Below are 18,849 nucleotides of genomic sequence, written 5' to 3'. Positions count from 1 at the left end.
CCACAGCCGATTTCGGCGGTGGCTCCGGGCCGGGTAGCCTAGGAGATTGCTGTGCCCTCAGTGGCCCGTCGTCATGGACGGATCGCTGCGGCCAGCGACGCACACACCCTCCTGCCACGGATCGACCGTGGCCGCGAAGACCAGAGGAGGTGGGTATGAGCCTGCGTCAGTACGAACTCATGATCATCCTTGACCCCGAGATCGAAGAGCGCACCGTTGCTCCGTCGCTCGACAAGTACCTGACGGTCATCAAGACCGACGGTGGCACTGTCGACAAGGTCGACATCTGGGGTCGTCGTCGGCTTGCCTACGACATCCAGAAGAAGTCCGAGGGCATCTACGCCGTCATCGACTTCCACGCGACGCCCGCGACCGCCAAGGAGCTCGACCGCCAGCTCGGCCTCAACGAGGTCGTCCTGCGGACCAAGGTCCTGCGCGCCGACGCCTGATCTCTGTGGGTGGCCGCATCTAGCATGCGGCGCCAGACATCCATGATCATCCGACTGATCGAACGAACGAGGAGCTGGGCATGAGCGGTGAGACCGTCATCACGGTGATCGGGAACCTGACCGGGGATCCCGAGCTGCGCTTCACCCCTTCGGGGGCCGCTGTCGCGAACTTCACCGTCGCGTCCACCCCCCGTACGTTCGACCGCCAGAGCAACGAGTGGAAGGACGGCGACACGCTGTTCCTCCGCTGCTCGATCTGGCGGGAGGCGGCCGAGTCGGTCGCCGAGTCGCTCACCAAGGGCACCCGCGTCATCGTGACCGGCCGGCTCGTGCAGCGCTCCTATGAGACCCGCGAGGGCGAGAAGCGCACCGTGTACGAGCTCCAGGTCGACGAGGTCGGCCCGTCCCTGCGCTACGCCACGGCCAAGGTCACCCGGACCCAGCGTTCGGGTGGCGGCGGCGGTGGCTTCGGCGGCGGGGGCGGCGGCGGCTTCAACAACGGTGGCGGTGGCGGCGGATTCGGTGGCTCCGGCGGCGGTGGCGGCAACCAGCAGGACGACCCGTGGGCGACGCCCGCAGGTGGTGCTGGCGGTGCCGGCTACTCCGACGAGCCGCCGTTCTGATCGGCGCCTGACACTCAGACATTCCCCATCCCTGGGCACGGCAACGCCCAGGGCTCCAGCAGACAAGGAGCACCACGATGGCCAAGGCCGTGGTCCGCAAGCCGAAGAAGAAGCAGAACCCGCTCAAGGCGGCGAAGATCGATGTCGTTGACTACAAGGACACTGCGCTGCTGCGCAAGTTCATCTCCGACCGCGGGAAGATCCGCGCTCGCCGGGTGACCGGTGTGTCCGTCCAGGAGCAGCGCGCGATCGCGCGTGCCGTCAAGAACGCCCGCGAGATGGCACTCCTGCCGTACTCGTCGTCGGCGCGCTGAGAAAGGGGACCATCATGGCGAAGATCATCCTGACCCACGAGGTCACCGGTCTCGGTGAGCCCGGCGACGTGGTCGAGGTGAAGGACGGGTACGCCCGGAACTTCCTCGTCCCGCGCAACCTGGCGACGCCCTGGACCAAGGGCGCCGAGAAGGACGTCACCGCGATCCGCAAGGCCCGCAAGGCCCGTGAGATCGCGACGCTCGACGACGCCAAGGCGATCCGCGACTCGCTGCAGAGCAAGCCGGTCGTCGTGTCGGCCAAGGCCGGCGAGTCCGGCCGTCTGTTCGGTGCCGTCACGACCGCCGAGATCGCCGACGCGGTCAAGAAGTCCGGCGCGCCGCAGATCGACAAGCGGAAGGTCGAGATCGGTCAGCCGATCAAGGCCCTCGGCGAGTACCAGGTGTCGGTCCGTCTGCACGCAGGCGTGTCCGCGACGGTGACCGTCAAGGTCGTCGCAGCCTGAGCTGAGCAGTCCTGAGAGGCGCCCCGTTCCCCTGGTGGGAGCGGGGCGCCTCTTCTATGCGCCGGTGACCATCCAGGCTGTGCCGCGGGCGCGCCAGCCGGTGGTGACCGCGCGGGCGAGCATGAAGACGCCTGCGAACGCCGCCCACAGCCATGCCAGACCTGCGGCGCCCGGTGGAGCGGACTCGCGCACGGCCAGCGCGAACGGCACGTAGACGACGAACGTCGCCATGCCGGCCCAGGCGAGGAAACGACCGTCGCCGGCGCCGATGAGCACGCCGTCGAGGACGAACACCCAGCCGGCCATCGGCATCGTCACGGCGGCGACGACAAGAGCCGCGACGGCGGCCGCCCGGACGTCGTCGGCCGTCGTGAAGAGCGGGACGTAGACCCACGAGAGACCGCCGACGACGAGCCCGAGCGCGGCACCGGCGCCGACGCCCCACTGGAGCGTGCGCCGCAGGACCGCGCGGACGCGGGGGACGTCGGCGGCGCCCAGGCCGTGGCCGATCAGGGCCTGGGCGGCGATGGCGAGGGCGTCGAGCGCGAACGCGGCGAGCCCCCAGACCGCGTTGACGATCTGGTGACCGGCGAGCTCGACCGCCCCGAGTCCGGTAGCCACCCACACGGTCAGCAGGATGGCGAGCCGCAGCGACAGGGTGCGGACGAACAGGGGCGTCCCGGCACGCGCGTTGGCCCAGATGCCCCCGGCGGCCGGGCGCAGCTGTGCCCCCGAGCCTCGCGCACCGCGGACGACCACGACGGTGAGCGCCACGGCCATCGCCAGCTGGGTGAGGGCGGTGCCGAGGCCGGAGCCGGCGATCCCCATGCCGACGCCGTAGACGAGCACGATGTTGAGCACCGCGTTGACGACGGCACCGGTCGCGGCGACCACCAAGGGTGTGCGCGTGTCCAGCAGCCCGCGCAGGGCGCCTGTGGACGCGAGGACCAGGAGCATGCCGGGCAGGCCGGGTGCGGACCAGCGCAGGTACGTCACCGCCTGCTGCGCGACCTCGTCGGACGCCCCGAGCGCGTCGATCAGCCAGGGGGCGCTGAGCCAGGTGACCGCCGCCAGCACGACGCCGAGGCCCAGGGCCAACCACATCCCGTCGACGCCGACCTGGAGCGCCCCCGCTCGGTCGCCCGACCCGAGCCGGCGGGCGACGGCCGCCGTCGTGGCGTAGGCGAGGAAGACACAGAGCCCGATGACCGTCATGAGGACGGTCGAGGCGAGCGCCAGACCGGCCAGCGGGGCCGTCCCGAGGTGGCCCACGACGGCGGAGTCGACGAGCACGAAGAGCGGCTCGGCGACCAGAGCGCCCAGCGCCGGGACGGCGAGGGCCAGTATCTGGCGGTCGATACCGGGCGGTCGATGTCCGACAGATGAAATCGCAGCCAACCTTTCTCGCATCCACAGCAGGTGCACAGCGTTCCTGCGGGTGACGAGCGGATCTGAGGTGAAGTTCACCCCTCTGTCCACACCCCTGTCCACGGACTGTGGACAGAATCGGACGTGATCCACAGCCTCGCTCACAGTAGGTGAGGGCTCGCTCCACAGAAGTCTGCACGTTGCCCACAGGCGCGCGGAGTGGCGTTTGGACGACGGGCTCGAACCCCCTAACGTCGCGAGTGCGAGGACCCGATGCTGCGCCTGGGAACTCGTCTGGGCGCGGATGTCAGACCCCCCATGGAACATGTGTTCGGATGACGACGATGGGGATCACGTGACGATCGAGGACCTCGAGTACGGCGCGCCGTCCGGGACCAACCGCGGTGGCGGCGGCTACGACCGCACCCCGCCGCAGGACCTCGACGCCGAGCGCAGCGTGCTCGGCGGCATGATGATCTCCAAGGACGCGATCGCCGACGTCGTCGAGCAGATCCGCGGCACCGACTTCTACCGCCCGGCGCACGAGGTCGTGTACGACGCGATCATCGACCTCTACGGCCGCGGCGAGCCGGCCGACGCCATCACCGTCGCCGACGAGCTGACCAAGCGCGGCGAGATCCAGCGCATCGGCGGCGCCCCCTACCTGCACACACTCATCTCGTCGGTCCCCACCGCCGCGAACGCCGGCTACTACGCGCGGATCGTGCGCGAGCGGTCCGTGCTCCGCAAGCTCGTCGAGGCCGGCACCCGCATCGTCCAGCTCGGCTACGGCACCGACGGCGGCGACGTCGACGAGATCGTGAACAACGCGCAGGCCGAGGTCTACGCCGTCACCGAGCGGCGGTCGTCGGAGGACTACCTGATCCTCGGCGACATCATCGGCGGCGCGGTCGACGAGATCGAGGCGGCCGGCCACCGCGGCGAGGGCATGATCGGCGTGCCGACGGGGTTCTCGGACCTGGACAGATTGACCAATGGATTGCACCCCGGACAAATGATTGTCCTGGCTGCAAGGCCTGCAATTGGCAAATCGACCATGGGAATTGATATTGCGCGATCGGCGTCAATCAAGCACAACATGACGTCTGTCGTCTTCTCTCTCGAGATGAGCCGCAACGAGATCACCATGCGACTGCTCTCCGCCGAGGCTCGCGTACACCTGCAGAAGCTGCGCAACGGCCAGATGGGCGAGGACGACTGGGCCAAGATCGCCGCGACCATGGGGAAGATCTCCGAGGCGCCGCTGTTCATCGACGACTCGCCGAACATGTCCCTGATGGAGATCCGCGCCAAGTGCCGGCGGCTCAAGCAGAAGCACGACCTCAAGCTCGTGGTCATCGACTACCTGCAGCTGATGTCCTCCGGCAAGCGCGTCGAGTCCCGCCAGCAGGAGGTTTCCGAGTTTTCCCGAGCACTCAAGCTGCTGGCCAAGGAGCTTGAGGTCCCGGTCATCGCCATCTCACAGCTGAACCGTGGCGCCGAGCAGCGCACCGACAAGCGGCCGCAGATGAGCGACCTTCGCGAATCGGGAAGTATCGAACAAGATGCGGACATCGTCATCCTTCTGCATCGCGAGGATGCCTACGAGAAAGAATCGCCACGCGCCGGCGAAGCCGACGTGATCGTTGCCAAGCACCGAAATGGGCCTACCGACACGCTCGTCGTGGCATTCCAAGGGCACTACTCGCGATTTGTGGACATGCAGGCCTGACGCTTCGAACTTGTCGAGACTTTTGTCGAGATGCAAGATTCTTTGACTAAACGCCGTCGATAGTCTGACTACCCGAGTTGTCCGGGTTTGAGTTCATGTGGCAGTCGGTGCAGGGGCTGTCGAACTGGCGCCCTTCGATGTCAGCGCTTGCATCGCCCAGACGCCGAGCGCAGCGCCAATCGCGCCACCCGCGGTACGGAGGTGGCTGACTTCCATGACCGGGGTGCGGTGTGCCCACCACGCGCGCCGGACATGTCGAAGGTCGCCGTTGATGATCGGGCTCGCCAGCGCTCATCGGGCACCCCACGGTGCACGCGTGATCTCGCCGTAGCCGAAGTCGGCCGGCGAGAGCTCACGTCCCGCATCGAGCGGGTCGCGCACACGGCTTCCCGGCCCGTGGTCCTCGCGATACGACTCGAGGACGACACTCGCCTCAGCGGCAGCCTGCATTGCCTTGGCGGCGTCCTCCGGAGTGAGCTCGACGGGGGCGACGTTCGCGTTGATCCAGGCGAAGTTGCTCGTGCCCAGGTGAGAGAGCGTGAACAGTGGGTGGGAACCGTGCTCGTCCTCGCGTCGTGTGACCTCGCACTCCAGCCCGATGGCTAGTCCGTGCCAACGCAGCACGTATGCACCGCCGGCCCGAACCCTGTCCTCCCCATCGCGCCCGATTCCCCCCGCGTGGATCAGGCGAGTTCCGTTGTCAGGGTCTTCGACGTAGGCCTTGTTGAAAAGGGAGAGCCCTTCGCCGAACAATGCGGAGACTGCTTGCCTCGACGTACCCACCTTGAACTCGAACACGCGTGCCCTCCGGAGTATTGACCGATCGGCGGCGGACTGGCCGATCAGTCAAGGTGCGACGCTCAGCTGCGTTCGATCTGTCGTACATCTCGACATGTTTGTCGAGATGCAAGGTTCTTGGGCTGTTCAACTACCCGATATGTCCCGGATCCGGATCGAGCCGGGTGTGGCCTGTTCGGTACAGGCCCAAGTCGTCGAACGACGCGACGAGTCCCTCGACGTGAGGGCCCCGTGCGAACGCGTCCGCGACCGCCATGACCCTGTCGTCCGACCCTTCGATCGCGACGCCAACGCCGGCGTACTCCAGCATCTCCAGGTCGTTGATGCCGTCTCCGAACGCGATGACATCGCTTCGCTCAGCCGCGAGGTGTCGTTGGACCAGCTCGATCCCGAGGGCCTTGTGGACGTCGACCAGGTACAGCTCACCGGCAAAGTCGTGGGCCTCGACGATCGAGCTGGGCACGAAACCCACCCTCGGCCCCAGAGAGCTCAGCAGCTCGGTCCACGGTGCTGCTGCCGCCAGGTAGGTGACCTTGGCGAACGAGACTTCCGAGAGGTCCTCGAGCATCCGGAGCGCGCGGAGGAAGTCGTCGGCGCCATGCTGCTCCTGGCCGCCCCCTGGTCCGAGCAGCGCCCTCAACCGGTCGTCTACGCCGGGCGGTCCGTACAGCGCCTCCGGCGCTTCGAGGACGAACGCCGCGTCGTGCTCGACCAGGAGCGACACCACCCGCCGGGCGAGGTCACCAGGGAAGCGGCGATCCATCAGCAGGTTCCCCCCGACCTCGACATAGCACCCGGCCGAGGCGACCAGGCCGTCGAAGCCGACGTCGAGGATGCCGGTCGGCAGCAGCGCCTTGGAGCGGCCGGTGCACAGGAAGACGCGGTGGCCGGCCGCCCTCACCCGGCGCACGGCGTCTTCGTGACCCGGTGGCACCACTCCGTGCACCGCGTAGGTGCCGTCGATGTCGAGGAAGACGAGCTTGCTCCGCACGGGGCTCATGGCTGGCACGGCCCCATGGTCGCAAGAACTCCGCCGACGCCGGACTTTGACCGGCCGGGCTGGGACCAGCCGACCGGTCAAGGTACGACGCTCAGCCGCGGCCAATCTGTCGTACATCTCGACAGCTGTCGAGATGCCAAGAGGCCACGAACGCGCGGAGCGCGTCGTGACCTCTTGGTGCATTCCGGCGGAATGACGGGAGCGGGTGGTACGAGCCCCTACCGCCGGCGGGAGCTCCCCCCACGCCCCCGCCAGCCGCCGTTCACCGGCGACGAGCCGCCGACTCCTCCCAGGTGCAGCGCGAGGAAGAACAGACCGGCAAACATCAGCAGCTGTGGGGTAAAGGCGTCCCCGAGGTTCGCCTCGAGGAGGTCGAGGAGCAGGGCGAGGGCGAAGATCGCGGCAGCGACGAGCGCGAGCATGGGCACTCCAAGGGAAGGGGTCCGGCGAGCCTGCCGGAGGGTCTGATGCTTCCGGTGAATCGGAAGCACCCGGATCATGGCGCACGGTCACGACGACCGCGAGTTGGAGAAGGGCTCCGAGGGCTCGAGGGACTCAGGCGGGTTGCTCCACGGCAGACGCCCGGAGCGTGTTCCGCCGGGCCAGTCTCACGAGGGCGGCCACGTGGCCACGGGTCGTTGCTCGCCAATCAGCACAGCGCACCTAGCGAGCCGGTCACCATGGCCACCGGACCCGACCCGGCGACGTCCTGCCCGAATGACCCGGTGGTGCGGCGCGGGCTCGTGCCCCTGCGCCGCACCACCGCTCAGTGGTCAGCCGACCGTGTGGCCCGCCTGGTCGGTGACATCGAGCCCGTCGACGAACCGTGCGGCGACCTCGCCCGTCCAGTGGAGCTCGGGCGGGAGCTGGACCGAGAGGTAGTCCCCGTCGCCCTCGGGCACGAACACCCCGAGGGTCCCGCCGGGCTCGCCGTCCGCGTCGAGCATCTCGTACACGAGCACCTCCTGACCGCCGACAGCGAAGGTCTGCGCCTCGAGGTCGCCGCCCGGCAGCGACTCCGAACCGACGAGGCTTGCGACGATCCGACCCTCGAAGCTGTTCGGGTCCGAGCCGTCGTCCTCGCTGTCGGCGAGCACCAGGCTGGTCCGGTCGGAGGACAGCACGTGCCAGCCCTCGGGGACCTCCGCGATCGTGAACCCCGCAGGCTGCTCGGCCGTGTAGGCGACGAGCTCGGCCGCGGCGGCCGACGGGGTGGTCGAGGTCAGCGGCGCGCCGACCGCGACCACGGCCGCGAGGGCGGCCGCCACGCCGGTGCCGACCAGGCGCGTGCGGCGACGGCGGGCGCGCTGCCCGCGGCTCACGTCGTCGTCGAGCACCGCGGCGGGCGTCGCGTCGACGGTGGCGGTCGCGCGGGACATCAGGGTGGTCAGGTCGCTCATGACAGTCTCCCAGCGAAGAGGGTGGTGTGGGTCGAGGGGATCGGGGCGATGTCGCCCTGCGGGCGGCTGGGGTGGTCCGGGCGCGGACCCCGGTCGTCGCGAAGGGCCGGTCCGAGCCGGAGCTTGAGCTTCTCGAGCGCTCGCGCCGTCTGGCTCTTGACCGTCCCCTGGGTGCACCGCAGCGCCTTCGCGGTGTCGGCGACGCTCAGGTCGTGGAAGTAGCGCAGCACCACCGTCGCCCGCATCCGGTCCGGCAGCTCGCCGAGCGCCGCGAACAGCAGCCGGGAGTCGTCGTCGACGGCCCCGGTCCCGACGGCCCGGTCGGGCAGCTCCGATCGGAGGTCCTCGCGCTTGCGTCGACTCGTGCGCATCTCGTCGGTGAACGCGTTGACCAGGACGCGGCGGGCGTACGCGTCGCGGTCCCGTACGTCGCGCAGGCGCGGCCAGGCGAGGTACAGCTTGGTCATCGCGGTCTGGACCACGTCCTCCGCCGTGTGCGGGTCGCCGGCGGTCAGCAGCGTTGCGGTGCGGACCAGGGACTGGCGTCGCTGCGCGGCCCACGCCCGGAAGTCCTCGTCAGATCTCATGGGGTGCTCTCCGTTCTTTCATACCCCTCAGACGCGTCCGGCACGGTGAACGGTTGCACGCCCCACGGCACGGGGGGCGCGGGGACGCGTGCCGCGTGACGATCCCACGTCCGGCGCACTGGGCGGACTGCACACCCTGACTGGAGATCCGTCGAGAGCGGCCCCGGTCACGGTCCGACGCCCGGCCGCGGAGATGGAGTGTCAAACCAGCCCTGCAGCAGTCCCCCGCAGTTCGAGACGCCGAGCGGGAAACGACGCCGCCGGGCACCTGACGTGTCGTGACACGTCAGATGCCCGGCGGTGCATCAGAGAGTGATCACGACGGTGGAGATGCTCCGGGCCGGCACGGAGACCGTCACCTGGCTCCCGTTGACGCTCGTCGTCTGGCCGGCGCGGCTGGAGTACCGCGACGTCATGGTCTGCAGCGCGGACGTGACGCCCTCGGGCGCCTGGATGACGGCGCCGTTCACCGCGTTGTTCGTGCGGTTGAGGATGACGAGGGTGATCTTGCCGTCGCCCTGGTAGGCCGTGACGTCCAGCGGCGACGCCTTCGAGCTCTCCGTCACGCCGATGCGCTGGTAGCCCGGACGGACGTACTTGGAGTACTGCGAGAACGCCCATCCGCGCTTGAGGACGGCGCCGCCCGTCGTCCCGAACGCCGACTCCCCATCGCCGATGAAGGAGTAGTAGCGCTTTCCGTACCACCAGATGTAGGCGCTCCAGTTGGACTCCATCGTCCGGTTCACCGACGGCATGATCTTGTCGAGGGTCTCGTTCCACGCGGCGAGGTTGGACGGGTCGCCCCAGATGTTCGAGCCGCTGCCGTCGGCCTCGTGGAAGTTCCACTCGGTCATCCACTGGTTCTTCCCGTACTGCGCGGCGAGCGGGTACGCCGAGAGGTTCGGCCCGTTCTCCTGGCCGTAGATGTGGCCGCCGACGTACCCGATGTTGTTGCGGGCGGTCGCGTCGTTGAGCGTGGGGTCGGAGTAGGCCCGGTTCGTGCCCAGCGACTCGGCGACCATCAGCTTCGTGTTCGTGATCTTCGAGCCGTGGTCGCGCACGAAGTTGCGCATCGTGTCGCCCGTCCACGCCATCGCGTCGTAGGCCGGGTGCCAGTCGGGCTCGTTCTGGATCGACGTCACGTCGATCGTGACGCCCTGGTTCCGCATGTACTGCACGTAGCTGTTCAGGTGGTTCGCGTAGTCCCCGTAGTGCGAGGTCAGCAGCGTGCCGCCGTTGATCCGGCTGTTGTTCGACTTCCAGGCCGCCGGCGCGGTCCACGGTGAGGCGAGGATCTTCACCTCGGAGCCGTAGGACTTCGCCGTCTTGAGCGCACTGACCTGGGTGCCCCACTCGCTCGACACCGGCGAGATGCCGGTGCGCACGATCGAGAGGCCGAGCTGGTTGTCGCCCATCCCGACCAGGGTCTGCGTGTCGGTGGTCGACCAGGCGCCGCCCCAGATGGAGACCGCGGCACCGAAGCCGTCGATCGTCTGGAACTTGCGGCCCGTGTTCACGGTGATGTCCGCGGGCCCGGTCGTGGCGGTGGGGGTCGGACTCGGCGTCGCGGTCGGGGTGGGGGTCGGGGTGGGTGTCGGGGTGCTGACCGGGCCGTTGCAGGTGGTCCCGTTGAGGGCGAAGGACGTCGGCACGGGGTTGGAGCCGGTCGCGCTGCCGTTGAAGCCGAACTGCGTCGACGCCCCGGTGCCGAGCGAGCCGTTGTACGACGCGTTGCTCGCGCTCACCGCCGAGCCGCTCTGGGTGAGGGTCGTGCTCCAGGCCTGGGTCACGGTCTGACCCGCCGCGAAGGTCCAGGTGAGCCGCCAGCTGCTGACGGCATCACCCAGGTTGGTCACCGTGACGTTGGCGCTGAAGCCGTTGGACCACTGCGAGGCGACGACGTAGTCCACGCGGCACGCGGCCGCAGCGGACGCCAGGGGTGCCTCGGCGACTGTTCCGGCGGTGATCAGCGCGGCCGCGGCCAGCACAGCCGGCCAGATCCGGCGCCATCGTGGAGATCTCTGCATGATTGTCCGATCGTCATAGTCGGTTGATGTGTGCCTCGTGTCCCCGCTGGCTGCCGGCGGACAGGGACCCGGGCGCACCGGGTACTGAGGTGTTCGGGGGTCGGTGACGTCCCTCGGCGATGAGGGCCGTCAATGTGAGCGCTAACACGGCGGGATCTGCCCAGTTTGGCACGGGGCTCGTGGGACGTGTGATCTGCACAAACGATTAGGTGCGGGGTATGGACAGAGCCGCTTCGCGGACGCCGGACCCACCCGGCCACTATGTTGTGGACGCTCGGACATCGTCGCCCAGCGCCCCTCGGGGGCGTACAAGACTGCAGGGAGCCCCATGGGTCACGCCCGCCTTCCGCGACGCCGAAGCGGTGAGGGCGTCGCGCTGCTGCGCGGGCACGCTCATCGCGCTTCACTGCTGGTGCTCGTCGCAAGCGCAACCGTGGCGCTCTTGGCAGCGTGTGTGCCTCCCGGCGAGCAGGCACCCGCGGCGAACCCGTCAACGGCTGTGGCAGCCCCCGACAACGCAGTCGACAAGACCGCAGCGACGCCCTGCGCGGAGTTCCCGCCGGTCGGACCGATGCCCGGCGACGTCGAAGGATGGTGGAACGGAACGCCCGCCGACGAGAACGGGAACGTGATCGAGGACCCGGCACTGTGGCCTGACGAGCGGATCATGGAGCACCCACGTGTCGCGCTCGTCGCAACCGACACCGGCGCCGTGATCTCCACCTGGGACCGGCTGGCCTGCGGTCAGGACGACGCCTACCAAGCCACGGTTCAAGATGACTGGCCGAAGGGCGCGATCGTCATCGTCGACATGGATACGAACGACCTCCTGGGCACAGCGGCTGGAGCTGACGGTTAGTCCACGTGGTTGCTCGACCCGACTGTCGTTCAGGGTCGGCTCACTCGGTAGGCGGCCAGCGTGACCTGCTCGGGGTCGGGGTCGTCGGGCTCCGGGGCGCCTTCGTACACGAACCCGAAGAGGTGCCGCAGGGCGTCCTCGGCGAGCTCCAGCGGGTGGAACGACAACGGGTACGGCCTTCCCCAGCTGTCGCCTTCGCTCGACCAGACAGCCAGGGCACACCAGTCCACACCGCTGTGCATCGCGTGCAGGTAGGTGGTGCGCCCACGCGCCTCGGCCAGGAATCGCGGGTGCAGCTGGGACGGTCGGTCGAGGGCGACCTCTCCGGTGCAGACGATGGTCAGGCCCGGGGCCGGGGCGGCCTCGTGCTCTGCCAGTTGCGTAGTGGTTGCCGATGCGGATCCGGTCCGTCTCGCACGAGACTCGTCGGGTAGCGAACGTCTCGGGCGCGGCATCCGCGCGGTGAGAAGAGGGTGCGCATGGAGCGGCTGCAGACGGCGCAGGTGGAGGCGGTCCACGGGCCACCGGAGGGCGCGGCTGTCCCGCCTGCCGCACCCGCGGCGGCCTCTGTTCGAGCGGTGCCGGTGCGAGGGCTGACGTTCGGTGACCCGGACGCCGCGGCAGAGCGGAACGCAGGCGAACGGTCGCCGGACGCGCTCGTAGGCGTACAGCGTTCGGCCCGCCTGCGCGTCTCGGAGGTCCGCCGTTCCGGTGTGCTGGCGCGAGCCGTCGGTCCGGGTCCTCTCAGGCGGCTGTTCCTCGCGGTCGACGTGGCCAAAGGCGCCTTCGGCGAGGGCTTCATGGACGCTCACCTGGACGAGTGGCTGCCCGCCGTGAACAAGCTCGTCGCCGGTATGCCGGACGCACCGCGGCTGTGGATGGAGAAGCTCGACCGGGCCACCAAGCTCAGCCTGCTGCACCAGGTGGGCGACGAGAAGAGCACCGACATCGTGCAGAGGATCAGCGACGGCCTGACGAAGCGCGACCCGGCCACGTACCCCGATCCGACCATCGACGCGGTCGCCTGGCCGTTCCTCCTCGAGGTCTCCCGGCCGGACAGCATCCCCCAGTTCGGGAAGCTGCCCGGATGGATCAAGCAGCTGCGCAAGATCTACGCCGAGGCCGACGTCCGCGCCCTCGAGGGCGACATCGGAGGCTTCTACCGCGCGGCCGGGCGCGGCCGGGAACATCTCGCCACGGTCCGTTCTGCGGCAGCGGCGTCCGGGGACGAGAGCGAGCCCCGAGCCGTCATGAGCTACCTGACGACGGAGCTCAGCAGCTGGTTGCTGACCCTCTACAAGGGTGCCGCCTCAAGCCTCGGACTCACCGACTACGCGCTCCTCGCCGTCGGTTCGGTCGGGCGTGAAGAGATGTTCCCGCGGTCCGACGTCGACTACACCGTTCTCGTCGCCACCCTCACCGACAAGGTCGCGGCCGTGGACAAGCTGATCGCGATCCAGCTCGAGCTGATGGGCGAGCCGGGGCTCGACGAGATCGGGAAGGGCGATCCGTCGTCGGTCGCGAAGGAGCACGTGGTCTCGAAACGCGACATCCTCCTCGATGCGCGGACCCTGCACGCGGAGGGTGCGGGCGGCCAGCAGCTGGAGCAGGCCTACTACGCCAGCCGGCGCAAGGAGATGCGCAACGCACCCCGGCGCCAGGAGGCTGCCACGGCACTGATCGACACCGAGGGTGGCAAGTTCGCCCCCACCAGCGAGTACCTCCGCGGGCCTGACAAGGACGTCAAGAAGGGCCTGCTGAGGCTGCCGACGTTCGTCACGAGAAACCTCGGCTTCTACTTCGATCGTCAGATCGACCAGCTCAACGTGTGGGACCGCGTCAAGGACCTCGTCGAGCAGAGGATCCTGTCGCAGGAGCTGGCCGACAAGATGATCGAGGTCGTCAACTTCGCATCCCGCCTGCGCATCAAGCTGCACAGCCACTACGGCGCCGAGAACGAGGTGTTCCGACTCCGCAAGGACGTCGACGCGAAGTACCGCGGCTACGTCCTCACCGAGGCCGAAGAGGCGACGTTCCTCCGGTGCGTCGACATCAACACGGACCTGCAGGCCCGGTCGCAGCGGTTCACCCTCGCCCGATCGATGACGTTGCCCGCGCTCCGGGTGGGCGCCCAGGAGATGCCGCCCGTCGTCGTGGTCGGCAAGGACGGCATGACCCGGACCACGCAGATGACGCTTGCCGACGGCCGCGCCGCGACGCTGACCGAAGAGATCGACACGGGCGAGGACGTGCCGTGGTACTCGCTCATCACGATCAACGGCGAGAAGCACGCGGTCGAGCCGGGCACGCAGATCGTCAAGCGCCTCACCGACGGGAAGCGAATCTTCAACCCGTCCCTGGACAACCCGTTCTCCGCGTGAGCGAGCACCGATGCCGTGGAGGCGCTGGGCTGAGGTCGGCAACCTAGGGTGAGGACGGGCGCTCGACACGTGACGAATCGGCGTGGGACCGCCGAACCAGGTCCTGGTCCCACCAGTCGAGCACGCGCGCTCCGATCAGAGTGAGCCACCGCGACGACTCACCCTCGGGGACATCGACGTCGAACCAGGTACGGCCGGGCAGGGGAGTGCCCTGTAGCCAGGTGCCGTCCGGCTGGCGCGCGGCGCGCACGACGTCGACGGCATCGGCGAGGCGCGGATCGGGAGTCGTCCCGTCGAGCAGCGCGGCGTCGCGGAAGTGATCGAGCGCCACGAGCGCGCTGTACCGGTGCCGGTTCGGGAACACGAAGTGCGCGACGAAGTCACCGACGGGCGAGCCCGTGGACGCCCGGTACAGCAGGCGCCGGCTGAGCAGGTACTCCTCGCCGGCGTGCCGGGCCGAGCGCACGCTGGTATCGCCCGTGATCCGCTCGTAGGCGAGCATGCCGCGAAGTGCGTTGAGGGTCGAGTGGAACGAGGAGCGTGTCGAGCGGCCTTCCTCGGCCTCGCAGTTCCAGCCTCCGTCGGTGAGGCGATGGGCGGGGAACCAGGCGGCGAGGGCTGAGACGTCGGCGCCGAGCCACGCGCCGGTCGCCAGCGTGTAGGAGTTGATGCAGACGTCGACCTCGCCACCCCAGTAGGGCAGGTCGTCGTACTCCCAGCGACTGTTCGCCGCGAGCTTGTCGGCCGTCCCGGTCAGCACGGAGGCGTCGAGGCCCCACTCCCGGAGGTCCTTCAGCGACCAGGTCGTCGCGGTCCACGGCTGGCCCGGACGATCGGCTTCGGCACTCCCGAAGAATCCGGCGGGGAAGTACGCACCGCCGGCCCACTGACCGTCCGCGTCCTGCTTCGAGAGCAGCTCGGCGCCGAAGCCCTCCGTAGCGACCCGGGCCCGGGTCGCCTCCCAGGTCTCGGGTGGGGCGCCGGCCAGATCCCGTTCCACCTGCCAGCGCAGGGCGGGATCGGAGTCGAGCAGCCAGGGGAGCAGGCGCTGGTCCGTTGCCATCGCTCCACGCTAGCTGCGGCCTCACGAGGACGTCGACGCTCACGGTGACGTCCTGTCCACGACCACACGGATCGTTCGGCGGACCGGCCCGGGACCCGAACCGTTTCACGAGCCACACGGCCGTTGACATGCCCGAGCGCCAGCCATCTATATTGCCGAAAACGCTTTCGGTAGTCGATGGGGAGTTCAGCGGCCCCGGCCGCGGCATGCCCTCTAGACACCGAAAGACTTTTCGGTCTGGCGTCGGCCGTCTGGCGGCGCGCTCCGGATCAGCCAGGGGCACGCCGACGTGCCGCAGAGAGAAGGGGACCATCAGCATGAGACCACCCACCTCGACCCGAGGACTTCGACGAGGCCGACGCGCCGCCACGGTCACCACGGTCGCCGCCGTCACGGCCGGCCTGATCCTGACCGGCGCCGGGTTCTCCCCGGCGTCCGCGGCGTCCGCCTCCGCGACGCTCGTCGTGAACGCCGGTCAGGTGATCCGTCCGGTGACCCACGTGGCGACCGGCAGCCTCTACGGCCTCGCGACCGCCAGTCAGCCCACACTCAGCCTGGCGCAGGCGATCAAGCCGCACACCTTCGTCCAGATGCCCCAGGGCGGGAAGCAGCAGCCGTACGGTGACATCTCCGTCGTCGCGCCGACCGCGGTCAGCTCGGGCGCGAAGCTGGTCAACCGGTTCTCCGACTACTACGCGGGATGGCCCTACCAGTTCAGCTGGAGCACCTGGACGCCGTTCATCAACTCGCAGGTCTCGGCGATGAAGTCGTCGCCCTACTACAACAGCATCTCCGCCTACGAGCTGTGGAACGAGTCCGACAACACGTGGAAGTCGTCCAACGGCACCTACGAGGAGTTCTGGACGAGAACGTTCCGGCAGGTCCGCTCTATCGACCCCAACAAGCCGATCCAGGGGCCGAGCTTCTCGGACAACATCAGCGACATGCGGAAGTTCCTGCAGAACGCCAAGGCCACCAACACCGTGCCCGACATCATTGCGTGGCACGAGCTGATCAGGTCGTCGAAGATCGCCGGGGACGTGGCGACCGTGAACGGCATCCTTGACGAGCTCGGCATCAGCAGGAGGCCCATCTCCATCGAGGAGTACGCCGCACCGAGCGAGGTCGGCCTCCCCGGTCCGCTCGTCGGGTACATCTCGAAGTTCGAACGGTTGGGCATCCGCGACGCCGAGCTGGCCTTCTGGAACCAGTCCGGCACCCTCGGTGACCTGCTCACCTCGCGGGGCGGCAGCCCGAACGCCGCGTACTGGCTCTACACCTGGTACGGCGCCATGAGCGGCAACATGGTCGCGACGACCCCGCCCGCGCAGACCGGCATCGACGGCTTCGCCGCGGTCCCGTCCGCCAAGAACCAGCTCAGCGTCGTCGTCGGCGGCTGCAGCGGGTCGTGCGCGGTGCAGGTCAACGGCCTGAACTCCCTGAGCCTCGGCTCCACCGTGAACGTGAAGGTGGAGCAGACGAGGTCGCTCGGCCGGACGGTGGCCTCGCCCGGGCCCAGCACCATCGCGAACTCGACGTACACGCCGTCGAACGGGTCGATCAACGTGCCGATCTCCATGGCGACCAACGACGCCTACCGCATCACGATCACCCCGGGTTCCGGTTCGAACCCGACCGACCCGCCGAGCGGCTCGATCGACACGAACGCCTGGTACGTGCTGGTGAACCGCAACAGCGGCAAGGCGCTCGACGTGTACAACCTGTCCACCGCCGACGGTGCCCCGATCAAGCAGTGGTCGCGCAACAACGGCAACCAGCAGCAGTGGCAGTTCGTCGACTCCGGCNCTCGACGTGTACAACCTGTCCACCGCCGACGGTGCCCCGATCAAGCAGTGGTCGCGCAACAACGGCAACCAGCAGCAGTGGCAGTTCGTCGACTCCGGCAACGGCTACTACCAGGTGAGGTCGCGGTTGTCGGGCAAGGTCCTGGACGTGACCGCCAAGTCCACGGCCGATGGTGCCGTCATCGAGCAGTGGACCGACAACGACGGGGCCAACCAGCAGTTCAGCATCCAGACGATCGACGGGTACATCCAGCTGATCGCCCGCAACAGCGGCAAGGCCGTCGAGGTGCAGGGTGCCTCCACGGTCGACGGCGGCAACGTCGTCCAGTACTCCGACTGGAACGGCACCAACCAGCAGTGGCAGCTCGTCAAGGTCGGCTGACCCACTCGCACAGCAGGTGAGGGGGGCGCCGTCACGGCGCCCCCCTCGGCCGTNCTGGAACGGCACCAACCAGCAGTGGCAGCTCGTCAAGGTCGGCTGACCCACTCGCACAGCAGGTGAGGGGGGCGCCGTCACGGCGCCCCCCTCGGCCGTCACCCCGGTCGCGCCGCACGGGCAACCGCGGGTCGGGCGGTCGCGACGTGCCGGACGTCGAAGCTGCTGCGGCGAGGTGGTCGTCTACACCGGTGAAAATCGTTTCGCAGTCTGGAATCGCGATCCCGGCGGCAGCAATGTGAGCGCTCACACCGGCGACGAGACTGCTCCACCACGCCGCCCGGTCCCTCGTGCCTGCCGTCGATGCCAGGCGCTCGAAGAGAGGTGCCCCATGATCTCCACCCCACGACGCGCACGACGCGCGCTCGTCGCCGCGACCCTGGCCGCCACCACGGCGCTGGCCGGCCTCGCCGCTGCGATGCCCGCGCAGGCGGCCGCCGGCACGCTCGGCGCTGCTGCCGCGCAGAGCGGCCGGTACTACGGCGCGGCGATCGGGGCCGACCGGCTGGGCGAGTCGAGCTTCACGACGCTCACGAACCGTGAGTTCAACATGATCACGGCCGTGAACGAGATGAAGTGGGACGCGACCGAGCCCAACCAGAACTCGTTCAGCTACGGCCGCGGTGACCAGATCGTGAACTGGGCCCGCAACAACGGCAAGCAGGTCCGCGGGCACGCGCTGCTGTGGCACAACCAGATGCCCGGCTGGGCGAAGAACCTGTCCGGCAGCGCCCTGCGCAACGCCGCGATCAACCACGTCACCAAGGTCGCCACGTACTACAAGGGCAAGGTCTACGCCTGGGACGTCGTGAACGAGGCCTTCGCCGACGACGGGCGCGGCAGCCGTCGCGACTCCTCCCTGCAGCGCACCGGCAACGACTGGATCGAGGCCGCGTTCCGCGCCGCCCGCGCCGCCGACCCCGGCGCCAAGCTCTGCTACAACGACTACAACACCGACGGCATCAACGCGAAGTCCACCGGTGTCTACAACATGGTCAAGGACTTCAAGGCGCGCGGCGTCCCGATCGACTGCGTCGGCTTCCAGTCCCACCTCGGCACGAGCCTGCAGAGTGACTACCAGGCCAACCTGCAGCGCTTCTCCGACCTGGGCGTCGAGGTCCAGATCACCGAGCTGGACATCCAGACGGGCGGTAACCAGGCCAACATGTACGCCGGCGTCACCAACGCCTGCATGAAGGTCTCGCGCTGCAAGGGCATCACCACGTGGGGCGTGCGGGACACCGACTCGTGGCGCGGCACCGCCGCCGCCCCGCTGCTCTTCGACGGCTCCGGCAACAAGAAGGCCGCCTACACCTCGACGCTCAACGCTCTCAACTCGGCCACCCCGACCAACCCGACCGACCCGACCACCCCGCCCGTCCAGAACGGCTCGATCGACACCAGCGCCTGGTACGTGCTGGTGAACCGCAACAGCGGCAAGGCCCTCGACGTGTACAACCTGTCCACCGCCGACGGTGCCCCGATCAAGCAGTGGTCGCGCAACAACGGCAACCAGCAGCAGTGGCAGTTCGTCGACTCCGGC

The 18,849-nt window shown here is 68.7% G+C and carries 18 protein-coding genes and 1 pseudogene; 10 read left to right on the top strand and 9 right to left on the bottom strand.

Going from position 1 to position 18,849, the window contains the following annotated elements; translation table 11 throughout:
- Window positions 1-155 precede the first annotated feature (155 nt).
- The 4 genes from rpsF to rplI all read left to right on the top strand — a co-directional run bounded on the left by rpsF (window position 156) and on the right by rplI (window position 1,850).
- Window positions 156-449: a 30S ribosomal protein S6 gene (rpsF, locus tag ASD16_RS08860; protein WP_055915972.1), complete on the top strand. Its 294-nt coding sequence runs from the start codon at window positions 156-158 to the stop codon at window positions 447-449.
- Window positions 450-529: 80 nt separating this feature from the next.
- Window positions 530-1,072 (top strand): single-stranded DNA-binding protein, encoded by a 543-nt coding sequence (locus ASD16_RS08855; RefSeq protein ID WP_055915969.1) that lies wholly within the window; start codon window positions 530-532, stop codon window positions 1,070-1,072.
- A gap of 77 nt (window positions 1,073-1,149) precedes the next feature.
- Window positions 1,150-1,386, top strand: a complete 237-nt coding sequence (rpsR, locus tag ASD16_RS08850) for a 30S ribosomal protein S18 (RefSeq protein WP_028051084.1) — start codon at window positions 1,150-1,152, stop codon at window positions 1,384-1,386.
- Window positions 1,387-1,400: 14 nt separating this feature from the next.
- Window positions 1,401-1,850, top strand: a complete 450-nt coding sequence (rplI, locus tag ASD16_RS08845; RefSeq protein WP_055915966.1) for a 50S ribosomal protein L9 — start codon at window positions 1,401-1,403, stop codon at window positions 1,848-1,850.
- A 54-nt stretch (window positions 1,851-1,904) separates the two neighbouring features.
- Here the strand turns inward: rplI and ASD16_RS08840 are convergent, their stop codons facing one another.
- Window positions 1,905-3,260: an MATE family efflux transporter gene (locus tag ASD16_RS08840; RefSeq protein ID WP_055918169.1), complete on the bottom strand. Its 1,356-nt coding sequence runs from the start codon at window positions 3,258-3,260 to the stop codon at window positions 1,905-1,907.
- 319 nt (window positions 3,261-3,579) lie between these two features.
- Here ASD16_RS08840 and dnaB point away from each other — a divergent pair, with 319 nt between their 5' ends.
- Entirely contained in the window at window positions 3,580-4,950 is a 1,371-nt protein-coding gene (dnaB, locus tag ASD16_RS08835; RefSeq protein WP_200942946.1) for a replicative DNA helicase, read from the top strand.
- Between the two features lie 291 nt (window positions 4,951-5,241).
- Here the strand turns inward: dnaB and ASD16_RS08830 are convergent, their stop codons facing one another.
- The 6 genes from ASD16_RS08830 to ASD16_RS08805 form a co-directional block, all read right to left on the bottom strand.
- Window positions 5,242-5,748, bottom strand: a complete 507-nt coding sequence (locus ASD16_RS08830) for a hypothetical protein (protein ID WP_055915962.1) — start codon at window positions 5,746-5,748, stop codon at window positions 5,242-5,244.
- 130 nt (window positions 5,749-5,878) lie between these two features.
- The gene (locus ASD16_RS08825) at window positions 5,879-6,748 is read right to left on the bottom strand and encodes an HAD hydrolase family protein (RefSeq protein ID WP_055915960.1); all 870 of its coding nucleotides are present in this window, start codon (window positions 6,746-6,748) and stop codon (window positions 5,879-5,881) included.
- A 218-nt stretch (window positions 6,749-6,966) separates the two neighbouring features.
- Window positions 6,967-7,170: a hypothetical protein gene (locus ASD16_RS08820; protein WP_055918167.1), complete on the bottom strand. Its 204-nt coding sequence runs from the start codon at window positions 7,168-7,170 to the stop codon at window positions 6,967-6,969.
- A gap of 351 nt (window positions 7,171-7,521) precedes the next feature.
- Window positions 7,522-8,148 (bottom strand): hypothetical protein, encoded by a 627-nt coding sequence (locus ASD16_RS08815; protein WP_055915958.1) that lies wholly within the window; start codon window positions 8,146-8,148, stop codon window positions 7,522-7,524.
- Window positions 8,145-8,735 (bottom strand): SigE family RNA polymerase sigma factor, encoded by a 591-nt coding sequence (locus ASD16_RS08810; protein ID WP_082570727.1) that lies wholly within the window; start codon window positions 8,733-8,735, stop codon window positions 8,145-8,147. Before ASD16_RS08810 ends, ASD16_RS08815 begins: the two co-directional genes overlap by 4 nt.
- A gap of 305 nt (window positions 8,736-9,040) precedes the next feature.
- On the bottom strand, window positions 9,041-10,762 hold the full coding sequence (locus tag ASD16_RS08805; RefSeq protein WP_055915956.1) for a cellulose binding domain-containing protein: 1,722 nt from the start codon (window positions 10,760-10,762) through the stop codon (window positions 9,041-9,043).
- Between the two features lie 328 nt (window positions 10,763-11,090).
- Between ASD16_RS08805 and ASD16_RS08800 the strand changes: the two genes are divergently transcribed.
- Window positions 11,091-11,621: a hypothetical protein gene (locus tag ASD16_RS08800; protein ID WP_157453864.1), complete on the top strand. Its 531-nt coding sequence runs from the start codon at window positions 11,091-11,093 to the stop codon at window positions 11,619-11,621.
- A 29-nt stretch (window positions 11,622-11,650) separates the two neighbouring features.
- Here the strand turns inward: ASD16_RS08800 and ASD16_RS21705 are convergent, their stop codons facing one another.
- Complete coding sequence (locus ASD16_RS21705) at window positions 11,651-11,863, bottom strand: hypothetical protein (RefSeq protein ID WP_235523221.1); 213 nt, start codon at window positions 11,861-11,863, stop codon at window positions 11,651-11,653.
- 558 nt (window positions 11,864-12,421) lie between these two features.
- Between ASD16_RS21705 and ASD16_RS08790 the strand changes: the two genes are divergently transcribed.
- Complete coding sequence (locus ASD16_RS08790) at window positions 12,422-14,002, top strand: DUF294 nucleotidyltransferase-like domain-containing protein (RefSeq protein ID WP_055915948.1); 1,581 nt, start codon at window positions 12,422-12,424, stop codon at window positions 14,000-14,002.
- A 43-nt stretch (window positions 14,003-14,045) separates the two neighbouring features.
- On the opposite strand, the gene ASD16_RS08785 is transcribed toward ASD16_RS08790, so the two are convergent.
- Complete coding sequence (locus ASD16_RS08785; protein ID WP_055915946.1) at window positions 14,046-15,065, bottom strand: hypothetical protein; 1,020 nt, start codon at window positions 15,063-15,065, stop codon at window positions 14,046-14,048.
- Between the two features lie 128 nt (window positions 15,066-15,193).
- Here ASD16_RS08785 and ASD16_RS22445 point away from each other — a divergent pair.
- From ASD16_RS22445 to ASD16_RS08765, 3 genes and pseudogenes are all read left to right on the top strand, one after another.
- Window positions 15,194-16,870 (top strand): annotated as a pseudogene (locus ASD16_RS22445) (RICIN domain-containing protein); the annotation flags it as partial.
- A 1-nt stretch (window position 16,871) separates the two neighbouring features.
- Window positions 16,872-17,252 (top strand): RICIN domain-containing protein (locus ASD16_RS21935; RefSeq protein WP_235523219.1); only part of this gene is annotated, 381 nt, incomplete at its 5' end.
- Between the two features lie 385 nt (window positions 17,253-17,637).
- A partial coding sequence (locus tag ASD16_RS08765) for an endo-1,4-beta-xylanase (protein ID WP_055915940.1) occupies window positions 17,638-18,849 on the top strand: 1,212 nt, incomplete at its 3' end.

The organism is Cellulomonas sp. Root485, from assembly GCF_001426705.1.
GTDB lineage: Bacteria > Actinomycetota > Actinomycetes > Actinomycetales > Cellulomonadaceae > Cellulomonas.
This window is presented reverse-complemented; position numbering and strand designations above follow the sequence as displayed.

What these genes read in the sequence shown, in the direction of transcription:
- ASD16_RS08785 (WP_055915946.1), bottom strand. Translation starts at nt 15,065, where the DNA reads ATGGCAACGGACCAGCGCCTGCTCCCCTGGCTGCTCGACTCCGATCCC.
- rpsR (WP_028051084.1), top strand. Translation starts at nt 1,150, where the DNA reads ATGGCCAAGGCCGTGGTCCGCAAGCCGAAGAAGAAGCAGAACCCGCTC.
- rplI (WP_055915966.1), top strand. Translation starts at nt 1,401, where the DNA reads ATGGCGAAGATCATCCTGACCCACGAGGTCACCGGTCTCGGTGAGCCC.
- ASD16_RS08805 (WP_055915956.1), bottom strand. Translation starts at nt 10,762, where the DNA reads ATGCAGAGATCTCCACGATGGCGCCGGATCTGGCCGGCTGTGCTGGCC.
- ASD16_RS08840 (WP_055918169.1), bottom strand. Translation starts at nt 3,260, where the DNA reads ATGCGAGAAAGGTTGGCTGCGATTTCATCTGTCGGACATCGACCGCCC.
- ASD16_RS08825 (WP_055915960.1), bottom strand. Translation starts at nt 6,748, where the DNA reads ATGAGCCCCGTGCGGAGCAAGCTCGTCTTCCTCGACATCGACGGCACC.
- ASD16_RS08820 (WP_055918167.1), bottom strand. Translation starts at nt 7,170, where the DNA reads ATGCTCGCGCTCGTCGCTGCCGCGATCTTCGCCCTCGCCCTGCTCCTC.
- rpsF (WP_055915972.1), top strand. Translation starts at nt 156, where the DNA reads ATGAGCCTGCGTCAGTACGAACTCATGATCATCCTTGACCCCGAGATC.
- ASD16_RS08800 (WP_157453864.1), top strand. Translation starts at nt 11,091, where the DNA reads ATGGGTCACGCCCGCCTTCCGCGACGCCGAAGCGGTGAGGGCGTCGCG.
- ASD16_RS08855 (WP_055915969.1), top strand. Translation starts at nt 530, where the DNA reads ATGAGCGGTGAGACCGTCATCACGGTGATCGGGAACCTGACCGGGGAT.
- ASD16_RS08790 (WP_055915948.1), top strand. Translation starts at nt 12,422, where the DNA reads ATGGACGCTCACCTGGACGAGTGGCTGCCCGCCGTGAACAAGCTCGTC.
- ASD16_RS08810 (WP_082570727.1), bottom strand. Translation starts at nt 8,735, where the DNA reads ATGAGATCTGACGAGGACTTCCGGGCGTGGGCCGCGCAGCGACGCCAG.
- ASD16_RS08815 (WP_055915958.1), bottom strand. Translation starts at nt 8,148, where the DNA reads ATGAGCGACCTGACCACCCTGATGTCCCGCGCGACCGCCACCGTCGAC.
- ASD16_RS21705 (WP_235523221.1), bottom strand. Translation starts at nt 11,863, where the DNA reads ATGCACAGCGGTGTGGACTGGTGTGCCCTGGCTGTCTGGTCGAGCGAA.